At 70.9% G+C, this 13343-nt stretch carries 12 protein-coding genes; 7 read left to right on the top strand and 5 right to left on the bottom strand.

What is annotated here, in order from left to right:
• Positions 1-37: 37 nt before the first annotated feature.
• A complete protein-coding gene (locus ABS772_RS24320) occupies positions 38-3298 on the bottom strand; it encodes a PAS domain S-box protein (RefSeq protein WP_350397256.1) in 3261 nt (1086 codons plus the stop codon).
• Between the two features lie 380 nt (positions 3299-3678).
• On the opposite strand from ABS772_RS24320, the gene ABS772_RS24315 reads away from it, so the two are divergent.
• Positions 3679-4275 (top strand): pyridoxamine 5'-phosphate oxidase family protein, encoded by a 597-nt coding sequence (locus tag ABS772_RS24315; protein WP_350397255.1) that lies wholly within the window; start codon positions 3679-3681, stop codon positions 4273-4275.
• Positions 4276-4313: 38 nt separating this feature from the next.
• Here ABS772_RS24315 and ABS772_RS24310 read toward each other — a convergent pair whose 3' ends face one another.
• From ABS772_RS24310 to ABS772_RS24300, 3 genes are all read right to left on the bottom strand, one after another.
• Entirely contained in the window at positions 4314-4841 is a 528-nt protein-coding gene (locus ABS772_RS24310) for a hypothetical protein (protein ID WP_350397254.1), read from the bottom strand.
• Between the two features lie 103 nt (positions 4842-4944).
• Positions 4945-6129, bottom strand: coding sequence for a cystathionine beta-lyase (metC, locus tag ABS772_RS24305; RefSeq protein WP_350397253.1), 1185 nt, complete (start codon positions 6127-6129; stop codon positions 4945-4947).
• 83 nt (positions 6130-6212) lie between these two features.
• On the bottom strand, positions 6213-6377 hold the full coding sequence (locus ABS772_RS24300; protein WP_350397252.1) for a ribosome modulation factor: 165 nt from the start codon (positions 6375-6377) through the stop codon (positions 6213-6215).
• Positions 6378-6532: 155 nt separating this feature from the next.
• On the opposite strand from ABS772_RS24300, the gene ABS772_RS24295 reads away from it, so the two are divergent.
• The 3 genes from ABS772_RS24295 to ABS772_RS24285 are packed head-to-tail and all read left to right on the top strand — an operon-like array spanning position 6533 to position 8796.
• Positions 6533-6820: a hypothetical protein gene (locus tag ABS772_RS24295; protein ID WP_350397250.1), complete on the top strand. Its 288-nt coding sequence runs from the start codon at positions 6533-6535 to the stop codon at positions 6818-6820.
• 57 nt (positions 6821-6877) lie between these two features.
• On the top strand, positions 6878-7798 hold the full coding sequence (rarD, locus tag ABS772_RS24290) for an EamA family transporter RarD (protein WP_350397249.1): 921 nt from the start codon (positions 6878-6880) through the stop codon (positions 7796-7798).
• Positions 7795-8796 carry a P1 family peptidase gene (locus ABS772_RS24285; protein ID WP_350397248.1) on the top strand — a complete coding sequence of 334 codons (1002 nt, stop codon included), beginning with the start codon at positions 7795-7797 and terminating at the stop codon, positions 8794-8796. Before rarD ends, ABS772_RS24285 begins: the two co-directional genes overlap by 4 nt.
• Positions 8797-8905: 109 nt before the next feature.
• Here ABS772_RS24285 and ABS772_RS24280 read toward each other — a convergent pair whose 3' ends face one another.
• Complete coding sequence (locus ABS772_RS24280) at positions 8906-10579, bottom strand: electron transfer flavoprotein-ubiquinone oxidoreductase (protein WP_350397247.1); 1674 nt, start codon at positions 10577-10579, stop codon at positions 8906-8908.
• A 233-nt stretch (positions 10580-10812) separates the two neighbouring features.
• On the opposite strand from ABS772_RS24280, the gene ABS772_RS24275 reads away from it, so the two are divergent.
• From ABS772_RS24275 to ABS772_RS24265, 3 genes are all read left to right on the top strand, one after another.
• Positions 10813-11739: a uracil-DNA glycosylase gene (locus ABS772_RS24275; protein ID WP_350397246.1), complete on the top strand. Its 927-nt coding sequence runs from the start codon at positions 10813-10815 to the stop codon at positions 11737-11739.
• A 105-nt stretch (positions 11740-11844) separates the two neighbouring features.
• Positions 11845-12750, top strand: a complete 906-nt coding sequence (ypfJ, locus tag ABS772_RS24270; RefSeq protein WP_350397245.1) for a KPN_02809 family neutral zinc metallopeptidase — start codon at positions 11845-11847, stop codon at positions 12748-12750.
• Positions 12751-12784: 34 nt separating this feature from the next.
• Complete coding sequence (locus ABS772_RS24265) at positions 12785-13342, top strand: sugar O-acetyltransferase (protein ID WP_350397244.1); 558 nt, start codon at positions 12785-12787, stop codon at positions 13340-13342.
• The last annotated feature ends 1 nt before the right edge of the window (position 13343 follow it).

Below are 13343 nucleotides of genomic sequence, written 5' to 3'. Positions count from 1 at the left end.
GTCGTCGATCCGCTCGGAATCTCGGAGGCTTGGCCCCTCACCGCGCGTTGATCATCTCCTTGATGCGCGCGGCCAGCACCTCCATCACGAAGGGCTTGGTGATGACCTGCATGCCGGGCTCGAGGTGGCCGTTGCCCACCGCCGCGTTCTCGGCGTAGCCGGTGATGAACAGCACCTTCAGCTCCGGCCGCATCACGCGGCCTGCATCCGCCACCTGCCGGCCGTTCATGCCGCCGGGCAGGCCGACATCGGTGACCAGAAGGTCGATGCGCACGTCCGATTGCAGCACCTTGAGGCCGGACGGGCCGTCGGCGGCCTCGATCGCGGTGTAGCCGAGATCCTCCAGCACTTCCGTCACCAGCATCCGCACCGTCGGCTCGTCGTCGACGATCAGCACCGTCTCGCCCTGCTCGGCGCGGGGCGCGGTGGCGAGGTCGGGAGCCGCGTCCGGCTCTTCCGCCGCGCCGTAGTGGCGCGGCAGGTAGAGGCACATCGTCGTACCCTGGCCGACCTCCGAGTAGATCCGCACCTGCCCGCCTGACTGGCGCACGAAGCCGTAGATCATCGACAGCCCGAGCCCCGTGCCCTGGCCGATCGGCTTCGTGGTGAAGAACGGGTCGAACGCCTTGGCGATGACGTCCGGGCTCATGCCGGTGCCGGTATCGGTCACGCAGAGCGACAGGTACTGGCCGGGATCGAGGTCGCGCTCGCGCCCGCCGCGGTCGTCGAGCCACTTGTTGGCGGTCTCGATGGTGATGCGGCCGCCATCCGGCATGGCGTCGCGGGCGTTGATGCAGAGGTTCAGGAGCGCGTTCTCGAGCTGGCTCGGATCGACCAGCACCGACCACAGCCCGCCCGCGGCCACCACCTCCAGGGTGATGGACGGGCCGATGGTGCGGCGGATCAGCTCCTCCATGCCCATCACCAGCCGGTTCACGTCGGTGGGCTTGGGGTCGAGGGTCTGGCGGCGGGAGAAGGCGAGCAGGCGGTGGGTCAGCGCCGCCGCGCGCTTGGCGGCGCCCTGCGCCGCGTTGACGTAGCGGTCGATCTCAGTGAGCCGCCCCTGGGCGAGGCGGGTCTGGAGCAATTCGAGCGAGCCGGTGATGCCGGTGAGCAGGTTGTTGAAGTCGTGGGCGAGCCCGCCGGTGAGCTGGCCCACCGCCTCCATCTTCTGCGACTGGCGCAGGGCCTCCTCGGTGCGCATCAGCTCGGCGGTGCGGGCCGCGACCTGCTGCTCCAGGCTCGCGTTGAACGCCTCCAGCTGCGCCTTGGCCCGCAGCTCGCCCTCGATGTTGCGCGCCTCGATCACCGTGCCGATCGGCGCGCCGGCCTCGTCGCGGATCGGGCTCGCGGTGAAGGCCACGGGGTAGAACGAGCCGTCGCGGTGGACGAAGATCTCCTGGCCCTGCTCCTGGTTGTTCTCGGGGAACGCCTGATCGATCGGGCATTCGTGGAGCGGGTAGGGGCTCCCGTCGGGCCGGGTGTGGTGGACGACGTCGTGGAGCGCCTGTCCCCGGGTCTCCTCTAGGGTGTAGCCGGTCAGCCGCTCGGCGGCGCGGTTCATGTAGGCGCAGTGCTGGCGCTCATCCATCATGAAGATGGCCTGCGTCGCGTTGTCGAGCACCGCGTCGAGGCGGCGGGTGGTCTCGAGGAGGCGCTCCTCGGTCGCTTTGCGCGCGGTGATGTCGATGGCGGTGCCCAGCACACGCAGGCAGCGGCCGTCCGCGTCGAACACGCCGCGCCCCTTGGCCGCGACCCAGCGGACGAGGCCGTCCTCCTTGCCGACGGTGCGGTACTCGACATCGTAGAGCGCGCGCCGGTCCGGGTCGGCCGCGGCGGCGTAGGCGGCGCTCGTCTTCGGCCTGTCCTCCGGGTGGAGCCCGGCGTAGAAGTCGTCCATCGAGACCGGCACGTCGGGCGAGATGCCGAACATCGCCTTGACCCGCGCCGGCCAGAACAGGGTGCGGGCGACCGGATCGACGTCCCAGAAGCCGACCTCGGCGTTCTCCACCGCGACGCGCAGGCGCTCCTCGCTCTCGGCGAGCGCCAGCTCGGCGGCGCGGCGCTCCTCGATATCGACCACCGAGCCGATATAGCCCATGTAGCTCCCGTCGGCGGCGAATCGCGGGCTCGCGGTATCGATCGCCCAGCGATAGACGCCGTCGGCCCGCCGCAGGCGGTATTCGAGGCGGAAGCCCTCGCGCCGGGCATTCGCCCTCAGGAAGGTCTCGCCCGACCAGCCGCGGTCGTCCGGGTGGACGGCGTCGAGCCAGCCGAGGCCGAGCGCCTGCCCCTCGGTCTGGCCGGTGAACTCGTACCAGCGCCGGTTGAGGTAGTGGCAGGCGCCGTCGGGATCGGTGACCCACATCATCACGGGCGCGTCGTCCGCCATGGTGCGGAAGCGCGCCTCGCTCTCGGCGAGCGCCGCGTTGCCGGTGATCCGCTCGGTCACGTCCGAGCCGTCGACGAAGACGCCGGTGATCGTCCCGCCCGCGTCCCGCATCGGCTGGTAGACGAAATCGAGGAAGCGGCGCTCCGGCACGCCGCCGGGGACGCGCAGGAGCGTCACCGGCGCCCCGTGCGCGGTGTGGGTGCGGCCGGTGGCGAACACCTCGTCGAGCAGCTCGAAGAAGCCCTGGCCCTCGATCTCCGGCAGGGCCGCGCGCACCGGCTTTCCGAGGACGTCGCGGTGGGCCACGAGCCCGCGATAGGCGGCGTTGGCGAAGGCGAAGACGTGGTCGGGCCCGTCGAGCACCGCGACGAAGCTCGGCGACTGCTCGAACAGCCGCGCGAAGCGCTCGCGCTCGGCCTGCATCTGCCGGCCGGCCCGCACCGCGGCGGTGGTCTCCGAACAGGCGCAGAACATGCCCGCCACCGTGCCGTCCTCGATCCGCACCGGCGTGTAGCCGAAGGCGAAGTGGGTCTCCTCCGGGTAGCCGTTGCGTTGCATCGTGAAGGTGATGTCGTCCATATGCGTGGCCTCGCCCGCATAGGCCCGCGACAGGATCGGCTCCACCTGGTCCCAGATGTCGTGCCAGACCTCGTCGAAGGGGCGGCCCAGGGCGCGCGGATGGCGGGCGCCGCACATCGGCGCGTAGCCGTCGTTGTAGAGCGTGACGTGGGCCTCGCCCCAGACGATCAGCATCGGCTGCTGCGAGCCGAGCATCACGCCGACCAGGGTCTTGAGTGCGACCGGCCACGCCTCCGCCGGCCCGAGCGGCGTCGCCGCCCAGTCGAGCCCGCGCATCAGCGCGCCGGCCTCGCCGCCGCCGGCGAGGAAGGAGGGGGTGGCGCTCACGCGGCCCGTTCCCCGCGCGGCCGCCGCCCGCCGGGACGCGGGACGGATCGGGGGATGGGCGGACGGGGGAGGTTCGGACAGGAGGGCCGGTGCGGGGACAAGATGGAAGCGAGACCGTGTGTTCGAGAGCGTTCAATGCGGTAGCCGGCCAGCCGTGCCATCGCCGGATGCAGAAGCGGTGCCGGGATCGTCACGGAGGCGTGCAATGGCCCTAACCGTCGGCCGTGCCAAGGTGTTTGATCGCGCCGGGCGCCGACGCGGTTCGGGACCGTCGGCGCCTTGCGCCGATGCACCGGCCGCGCCAGCATCCGGCGGCCGTCCGGCGGGCTTCCCGCACGGCGGCATCACACGCGGGCATGACACCCGAGGGAGTCCTTTTCGTGGACGCGCTGCCTTCCTTCTACGACGACCTCGACGGGTTTCGCGCGGAAGCGTGGCGCCGCCTCGCCGAGGGGGTGGGGAACCGGCACAGCCCCTTCCATACGCCCGCGCTGGCCACCGTCGATTCCGCGGGCCAACCGCGGCTGCGCACCGTGGTGCTGCGCGCCGCCGCGACCGGGGCGGGCACCTTGCGCTTCCACTGCGACCGCCGCTCGGACAAGGCGCGGGAGATCGCCGACAGCGGGCTTTCCGCCCTCCACGTCTACGACGGGCGCGCCAAGCTCCAGCTCCGCCTCGAAGGGCGGGCGCGCCTGCACCGCGACGACGCGGTCGCCGACGCCGCCTGGGCCGCCGCGCTGGCGATGAGCCGGGTCTGCTACGGCATCGACCCCGCCCCCGGCACCGCGCTCGCGGCGGGCGACGCCTACGCCCTGCCGGACGAGGACCCGGAGGCGCGCCTCGGCCGCGGGAATTTCTGCGCGGTGGTGCTGACCGTCGCGCGGATGGATTTGCTCTACCTCGACCGGCGCGGGCACCGGCGGGCGGTTTTCTTTCGGGGAGAGGAGGGGTGGAGGGGGACGTGGGTGGTGCCGTGAGGCGGCTCGGGACGGCTATTTTCCCGGGCGTCCTGCGATCACAGGCAGGGGTTGATCACCGGCTCGCGGGGAATCGACAGAAGATCCGTCACGCTCGCACGAAGCTTGTCCGCGCCGCTCGCGCGCAGGGCTTGATAGATGAGCACGGAATCCTTCCCGCATAGGCTGACATGAGGGACGACCATCCGGTCGCGGGCGGCACGCTGCGCCGTCACCTGCTCTGAGGTGAGTCTGGGCACGCTGTTCTCGACCACGAACTGGTCGATCCTCTCGATCGAGCGGCGGACTTCGTGCTGAAACTCCGGATCCTCACCAGCGCGGCATTCGGAGCCGATCTTCTCAATCCCTTCCAAGAGTCCGAGCATGCAGAGGACGGCGCCTTTCCCCGTCGTGTCGATCTTGAGGACGGAGGTACCGTGCCGCTCGGTCCTGATCCCGTTGACCGTCTCCGCGGATGTCGCTTGGTCCGGCGTTTGAGCCACCCGTGCCCGATCCTCCGCCCAAACGAGCGTGGGAGAAATCAGCATCGCGGCGAGGACCCAAGCCAGGGCGGATATGCGCAGCATCGGACCCGTCCATTCGGTAGACAATTTTCACGCTCTAGTTGTAACCCCTGCACCGCTGTCCAGCAATCTTCCCGTGATGGAAGCCTCGTTTCGGAACCGCCGCCTAGGCCGCCACCATCCGCGCGAACCCCGCCTCCAGATCCGCCTTCAGATCCTCCGGATCCTCCAGCCCGATATGGAAGCGCAGCGCCGGGCCGCCCGGCTGCCAGCGGGTGGCGGTGCGGTAGACGGTCGGGTCGAAGGGGATGACGAGGCTCTCGAAGCCGCCCCAGGAAAAGCCCATCCCGAACAGTTCGAGCCCGTCGAGGAAGGCGGCGAGCCCCGCCTCCGAGACGGGCTTGAGGATCACGCCGAACAGGCCCGAGGCACCCGAAAAATCGCGCTTCCAGATCGCGTGGCCGGGATCGTCCGGCAATCCCGGATGCAGCACCCGCAGCACCTCGGGACGGGCCTGGAACCATTCGGCCATGGCGAGCCCGCGGGCGCCGTGCTCGCGCAGGCGCAGGCCCATGGTCCGCAGGCCGCGAAGCCCCAAAAAGATGTCCTCGGGACCGGGGCAGGGGGCGAAGTGCTCGTAGGTGCGCTTGAGCGCCGGATAGTGCTTCGCGTTGGCCGAGACGAGGCCGAGCAGCAGGTCGGAGCCGCCGCTGAGATACTTGGTGCCGGCCTCCACCGCGAGATCGACGCCGCGCTCGTGCGGCGGGAACAGCAGCGGCGTCGCCCAGGTGTTGTCCATCACCACCGTGCCGCCGCGGGCATGCATGGCCTCGGCGATGGCCGGCACGTCCTGCATCTCGAAGGTCTGCGAGCCCGGCGCCTCCACCAGCACCGCCCGCGTCTTGTCGCGCATCAGCCCGGCGATCCCGGCCCCGATCACCGGATCGTAGTACTCGACGGCGACACCGTAGCGCGCCAGCACCCCGTCGCAGAAGATTCGGGTCGGGCGGTAGGCGGAATCGGTGACGAGGAGGTGGTCGCCCGCGCTCACGCAGGACATCAGCGCCAGCGTCAGGGCCGAGAGGCCGGACGGCGCGAGCACCGTGCCGGCGGCGCCCGCGATCTCGCTCCAGGCCTCGCAGAGCGCGTCCATCGTCGGCGTGCCGGACGTGCCGTAGTTGTAGCGCCCGCGCCGGTGCTTGATGTCGTCGTAGGTCGGGTAGAGGACCGTCGAGCCGCGATAGATCGGCGTGTTGACGAAGCCGTGCTGGGCGCCGGGGTCGCGCCCGGCGAGCACGAGGCGGGTGTCGGCGCCGAAGCGGCCGCGGTCGCGGGGAGGGGTCTTGGACATCAGCCTCGAAGGGAGAGAGGGCGGGCGTTGAAGCCCTTTCAGCCCTTCGAAGCCGGAAGCGTCAAGGCGGTTCGCGTCGCGCCTTACTCCGCCGGATCGTCGGCCGCCGCCTCCTCGTAGGCCTGGATCCAGGCCGCGCGGTCCTGGGAGCCCTCCGGATAGGGGCACGACTCGATGCTCTTGCCGTAGAGCCGGGCGTTGCGGCCCTGGATGAAGGGGCTGTCGCTCGCCGTCGCCTGCTCGTTCATGGCGGAATCCTCTGCCGATTCTCTGGCTGCTGTCCTGAATAGGGCCGGTCCGCCGGGGGCCTGCCCGTCCGGTTCGTTAACGACAGCGGGCGCATCCTGTTTCCGGGAGCCGCCGTTCACGCTCCCGCGTATCCCGCGTATCCGAGTTCCCCATCGTGAGCATCCTGCGCGTCATCGCCTTCGGCACGGTCATCGCCTTCGGCACGCTGTCGGTGGTCCTCGTGAGTGCCGACCGCATCGCGCATCGGGCGGTCGCGGCGGTGCCGGCTCCGACGATCGCGCGGGCCGCCCCGGTCCTGTCCGATCCCGTCACGACCGGCACCGTGACGCAGGGACCGGCGGTCGAGACCAAGACGGAGCGCATGCTCACCGGCTTCGACACCGAGCGCCTCAACGCGCTCATGCGCGGCGAGACGTTTCCGGCCCCCGCCCGCAAGCGCTGACCGCGCGGCCCATCCGGGCTACAAGCGGCGCCCCGCCACGCCGCCGTCCGGATCATCGTGGGCCTGATCTACGCGCTCGCCGCCTACCTGAGCTGGGGCCTCGTCGTCCCGGTGCATTTCCGCCTGCTCGACGGCATCCCGCCGGGAACGATCCTGGCGCAGCGCATCGCGTGGTCGGCCCTGCTCGTGGTCGGCCTGATCGCGCTCCTGCGCAAGCGGCTCGCCAACCCGTTCCCGCTGCGGCCGCGCCACGCCCTGCTCCTCGTCTCGGCGGGGCTGATCGCGGTCAACTGGATGCTCTACCTCGTGGCGGTGTCGAGCGGGCACATGCTCGACGCGAGCCTCGGCTACTTCATCAACCCGCTGGTCTCGGTGGCGCTCGGCGCCCTCGTCCTCGGCGAGCGCCTGCGCCCGGTCCAGGTCGTCGCGGTCGCCATCGTGGTGCTGGGCGTGGTGATCGCGGTGGCGATGGCGGGGCGCCTGCCGCTGCTCTCGCTCGGCCTCGCGGTCACCTTCGCGCTCTACGGGCTGGTGCGCAAAGTCGTCGCCGTCGACGGCACCGTCGGCTTCTGCGCCGAGACCTTCCTGCTCCTGCCCGCCGCCCTGGCCTACCTTGCCCTCGCCGCGCCCCCGGTGCCCGGCGACGCCCGCACCTGGGCGCTGCTGGCGCTCACCGGCGTGACCACGGCGCTGCCGCTGATCTGGTTCGCTGCCGCGGCGACGCGGCTGACCCTCGCGACCCTCGGGCTGATGCAGTACATCGCCCCCTCCTGCCTGATGGGGCTCAGCACGCTGGTCTACGGCGAGACCCTGACGCCGGACCGCATCGTGCTGTTCGGGCTGATCTGGCTGGCGCTGGTGCTCTACGCCATCGACGCGATCCGCCACGAGCGCCGACGGCGCGCCGCGCTGGTCTCCGCGTCACCCGCCGCACCACCCGCCGCGTCGCCGGCCATCCTTGCAGGAGAGAGGCGATGACCCGACTCAACCGCATCACCGACATCGCGGGGATCCGCGTCGGCCACGCCGCGGATGCGCGGGTCGCGAGCGGCGTCACCGCCCTCGTCTTCGAGAAACCCTTCGCCTGCGCGGTGGACGTGCGCGGCGGCGGACCCGGCACCCGCGAGACCGACCTGCTCGATCCGGCCTCGACCGTCCAGGCGGTCGACGCCCTCGTGCTGTCGGGCGGCTCGGCCTTCGGGCTCGACGCGGCGGCGGGCGTGGTCGCCCATCTCCGGGAGGCAGGGCGGGGCTTCGCGATCGGCGACGTGCGGGTGCCGATCGTGCCCGGCGCGATCCTGTTCGACCTCCTCAACGGCGGCGACAAGGCCTGGGGCCGGTTCCCGCCCTATCGCGACCTCGGCTACGCGGCGGCCGGGAGCGCCGAGGCCGGCGCCTTCGCCCTCGGCTCCGTCGGCGCCGGATACGGCGCGCGCACCGCCAACCTGAAGGGCGGCCTCGGCTCGGCCTCGAGCGCCGTGCCGGGCCTGCCCGCGCAGATCGGCGCCCTGGTGGCGGTCAACGCCTTCGGCCGGGTGACGATGGGGCGAGGGCCGCATTTCTGGGCGGCGCCGTTCGAGCGGGACGGCGAGTTCGGCGGACTCGGCCTGCCGCCGCGGATGCCAGACGACGGCCTGTCGTGGCCGCGCGAGCCCGTGCCCGGCGCCAACACGACGCTCGCCGTCGTCGCCACCGACGCGGCGCTGACCAAGGCGCAGGCCAAGCGCCTCGCCATCGCCGCGCAGGACGGCCTCGCCCGGGCGATCCACCCGGCGCACACGCCGCTCGACGGCGACGTGGTGTTCGCGGTCGCCACCGGCGCGGTGCCGCTCGGGGACGAGGTGGCCGACCTCGCCCGCCTCGGCGCGGCGGCGGCCGAGACCCTGGCGCGGGCGGTCGCCATCGGCGTCCACGCCGCGACCCGGCTGCCGTGCCTGGATCTGCCGGCGTGGCGGGAGCTTTTCGGAAAGGGCTGAGCCCGATCGTCATCGCGAGCGAATGCGAAGCGATCCAGCGGCGCGACGTGTCCGGATACGGCGCGCCCTGGATCGCGTCGGCTCCGCCTCGCGATGACGGCGTGCAGACTTACAGGTTCGTGTAGTTCGGCCCGCCCGGCCCCTCCGGGGTGACCCAGTTGATGTTCTGGTTCGGGTCCTTGATATCGCAGGTCTTGCAGTGGACGCAGTTCTGCGCGTTGATCTGGAAGCGCACGCCGTCGCTGGCGGACTTGTCCTCCACCCACTCGTAGACGCCCGCCGGGCAGTAGCGGCCGGACGGACCGCCGTAGACGTCGTGCTCCGAGGTCTTCTGCAGCCCCATATCCTTCACCTTGAGATGGGGCGGCTGGTCCTCCTCGTGGTTGGTGTTCGAGAGGTAGACCGAGGAGAGCCGGTCGAAGGTCAGCTTGCCGTCGGGCTTGGGGTAGACGATCGGCGTCACCTCCGAGAGCGGCTTGAGGCAGGCATGGTCCGGCTTGCCGTGGCCCAGCGTGCCGAACAGCGAGGCGTCGGCGAGCGCATTCATCCACATGTCGAGGCCGCCGAGGCCGACGCCGACCAGCGTGCCGTATTTCGACCAGAGCGGCTTGACGTTGCGCACCGGCTTGAGGTCGCGCCCGATCGGGCTGTCGCGCCAGCCCTCCTCGTAGGCCGTCAGCTCGTCGCCCTGGCGGCCGGCGACGAGCGCGTCGAAGATCGCGTCCGCCGCCTGAACCCCCGACAGGATCGCGTTGTGCGAGCCCTTGATGCGCGGCACGTTCACGAAGCCGGCGGAATCGCCGACGAGGCAGCCGCCGGGGAAGACGAGCTTGGGCACCGATTGCCAGCCGCCCTCCATGATGGCCCGCGCGCCGTAGCCGATGCGCTTGGCGCCCTCGAACACCTCGCGGATCATCGGATGGGTCTTGAAGCGCTGGAACTCCTCGAACGGCGACAGGGTCGGGTTCTCGTAGTTGAGGTGCGTGACGAAGCCGACCGAGAGCAGGTTGTCGTCGAAATGGTAGAGCCACGAGCCGCCGCCCGCCTTGTTCGGCAGCGGCCAGCCCATGGTGTGCTGCACCAGCCCCGGCTCGAATTTTTCGGGGCTGAGCTGCCACAGCTCCTTCACCCCGAGCCCGTACTTCTGATGATCGCTGTCGCGGTTGAGCCCGAACCGATCGATCAGCGTCTTGGTGAGCGAGCCGCGCGCGCCCTCGCCGAACACCGTGTACTTGGCCCGCAGCTCCATGCCGCGGGTGAAGTCGTCCCGCGGTTCGCCGGTGCGGGAGATGCCGAGATCGCCCGTAGCGATGCCGGTCACCGCGCCGCGCTCGTCGTAGAGCACTTCGGAGGCCGGGAAGCCGGGATAGATCTCGACGCCGAGCGCTTCCGCCCTGGCGCCGAGCCACTTGACCGTGTTCGACAGCGAGCCGACGAAATTGCCGTGGTTCGACAGGAGCTTGGGGAAGAACAGGTTCGGCATGCTGACGCCGCTGTTCTTGGTCAGGAACAGGAACTCGTCGCGCTCCACCGCGGTCTTGAGCGGACGCTCGGGATCCTCGCGCCAGTCGGGGAGCAGGGTGTCGAGGCCGATCGGATCGACCACCGCCCCGGAGAGGATGTGCGCGCCGACCTCGCCGCCCTTCTCCACCACGACGACCGAGATCTCCTCGCCCTTCTCCGCGGAGAGCTGCTTGAGGCGGATCGCGGCGGCGAGGCCGGCGGGGCCCGCGCCGACGACCACCACGTCGAAATCCATGCCTTCGCGTTCGGGCAGCGCCATCCTCATTCCTCCTGCGGCCGTTCGTTCGGGCGCCGTGTCACGCCGTTTCGGCCCTATCTATTGTCAAGATGTCTCTCAAGTGATTCCAAGGTAGGAAGGCAAGGCCGTTCGGGTAGCGGCAGGCGATCGCAGGGTCTTGCGCAGGGTCTTGCGCAGAGGGCAGCGCAGGCCGCACCCGTGCGACGATCCGCGTTGCCGCGCCGGGCGTTGTCCACAGGCCGCCCGCACGCCACATGGAACCGATGACTGCGAACCACGCGGATCCCGACGCCAGGGGCGACCTGATCTCCTACCTCGACTTCCACGTCGAGGCCGGCGTCGACGCGGCGCTGGACGAGCGGCCCCACGACCGTTTCGCCGAGGCCGAGACCGCTCAGGCGCCCGCCGCCCCGCGGGCCGAGCCGGCCCCGCGCCGCGCGCCGCCGCGGGACGCCCCGTCCGGCGAGGGCGCGTCCCTCGAGATGCGGCGCGAGCTGCCGAGCCGCGACCCGCCGCCGCGCGAGCCTCCCCGCACCTACGGCAATGCGGCCGGCGCCAAGCCCGGCGAGGCGGCGGACGACGCCCGGGCGCGCGCCGCGCAGATGGACACGCTCGAGGATCTCGAAGCGCTGCTGCGCGGCTTCGAGGGCTGCGGCCTGCGCTTCACCGCGAAAAACCTCGTCTTCGCCGACGGCAATCCGCAGGCGCGGGTGATGTTCGTCGGCGAGGCGCCCGGTGCCGACGAGGACCGGATCGGCAAGCCGTTCATGGGCCGCTCCGGCCAGCTCCTCGACCGGATGATGGCGGCGATCGGCCTCGACCGATCGAGCGCCTACATCTCCAACGTCGTGCCCTGGCGCCCGCCGGGCAACCGCAACCCGACCCCGCAGGAAATCGCGATCTGCCGCCCCTTCGTCGAGCGACAGATCGAACTCGCCGATCCCGACATCCTCGTCTGCCTCGGCGCGCCGGCGACCCAGACGCTGACCGGTACCAAGGACGGCATCCTCAAGGCGCGCGGGCGCTTCTACCCCTATCGCCTGCGCGACGGCCGCGAGATCCGGGCGCTCGCCACCCTCCACCCGGCCTACCTGCTGCGCCAGCCGGTGCAGAAGCGGCTCGCCTGGCGCGACTTCCGGATGTTGAAGAGCGCCCTCGACGGGAGCGCCGCGGGCAAGTAGGCCGGGGGCGGGCGTAAGCGGAACCGTATCCTCCGCCTCGCCATTCTAGAAGCAGGCCCGGACTCCCGATGAGGCCGGGCAAGACGCGGGGCGGCGGGAGACTCTATGCGCTGGGACGATTTTCGCGCCTCTGAGAACGTCGAGGACCGACGCGGCGAGGGCGGCGGAGGCGGCGGCTTTCCCGGCGGCGGCATGGGCGGGTTGGGCATCGGCACGATCGTCATCGTGCTGCTGATCTCCTGGGTCACCGGCATCAACCCGGCGATCCTGCTCGGCGGCGCCCAGCAGATGGCCGGCGGCGGGCAGCAGCGCGAGCAGCGGGTCGATCCCGAGACGCAGGCCCGACGCCGCGAGGCCCCGACCGACCGCGCCGGCCAGTTCGCCACGAAGATCCTCGGCAACACCGAGGATGTCTGGAACGAAATCCTGCCGAACCAGACCGGGCGGCAGTACAAGCCGACCACGATGGTGCTCTACCAGGGCGGCACCCGCTCGGGCTGCGGCATGGCGCAGGCGGCGATGGGGCCGTTCTACTGCCCGCTCGACAAGAAGGTCTATATCGACCTCGGCTTCTTCAAGGAGATGCAGACGAAGTTCGGCGTGAAGGGCGACTTCGCCTACGCCTACGTCATCGCCCACGAGGTCGGCCACCACGTGCAGGACGTGCTCGGCATCCTCGGCAAGGTGCAGAGCCGCCAGCAGAACGCGGGCAGCAAGACGGAGGCGAACCAGCTCTCCGTGCGGGTCGAGCTGATGGCCGACTGCCTCGCCGGCGTCTGGGCCAAGAACTCCAACGACCGCTGGAATTCGCTCGACCAGAGCGACATCCAGGAGGCGCTCAACGCGGCGAGCGCCATCGGCGACGACAAGCTGCAGGAAAAGTCGCAAGGCTACGCCGTGCCGGATTCCTTCACCCACGGCTCGTCCGAGCAGCGGATGCGCTGGTTCATGACCGGCTACAAGAGCGGCCAGACCAAGTCCTGCGACACCTTCCGCACCAGCCGCGGCTGATCTTTTCCAGAGACTCTTCCCGAGGAGAGCTCCCATGGCCGAGACCGCGCGCGAGCTGATGCTCGCCGGAAAGACCTATCGCGGCGACGATCCGGAACTGGTCCAACTTCGCAACGCCGCCAAGCGGCGGCTTCTGCGGCTCAACGCCATGGAACCCGAGGACGCGGCCGGCCGCGAGACGGTGATCCGCGAACTTCTCGGCGCGGCCGGGCGCAACCCGACGATCTGCCCCGGCTTCGCCTGCGATTACGGCTCCAACATCCGCGTCGGCGACGACTTCTTCTGCAACTTCAACTGCGTCTTCCTCGACTGCGCCCCGATCACCATCGGCCACCGGGCGCAGATCGCCCCGGCGGTGCAGATCTACACCGCCGAGCATCCCCTCGACCGCGCCAGCCGCGCCGCCTTCTGGGAATCGGCCCGGCCCGTCGCCATCGGCGACGACGTCTGGATCGGCGGCGGCGCGATCCTGCTCCCCGGCATCACGGTCGGCGACGGGGCGGTGATCGGCGCGGGTGCGGTGGTGACCCGCGACGTGCCGCCGAACGCGGTGGTGGTGGGGAACCCGGCGAAGGTGGTGAAGCGGGGATAGC

It is taken from the genome of Methylorubrum podarium (genome assembly GCF_040270385.1).
GTDB lineage: Bacteria > Pseudomonadota > Alphaproteobacteria > Rhizobiales > Beijerinckiaceae > Methylobacterium > Methylobacterium podarium.
The sequence above is the reverse complement of the archived record's forward strand: the minus strand, read 5'-3'. Positions and strand labels throughout refer to the sequence as shown.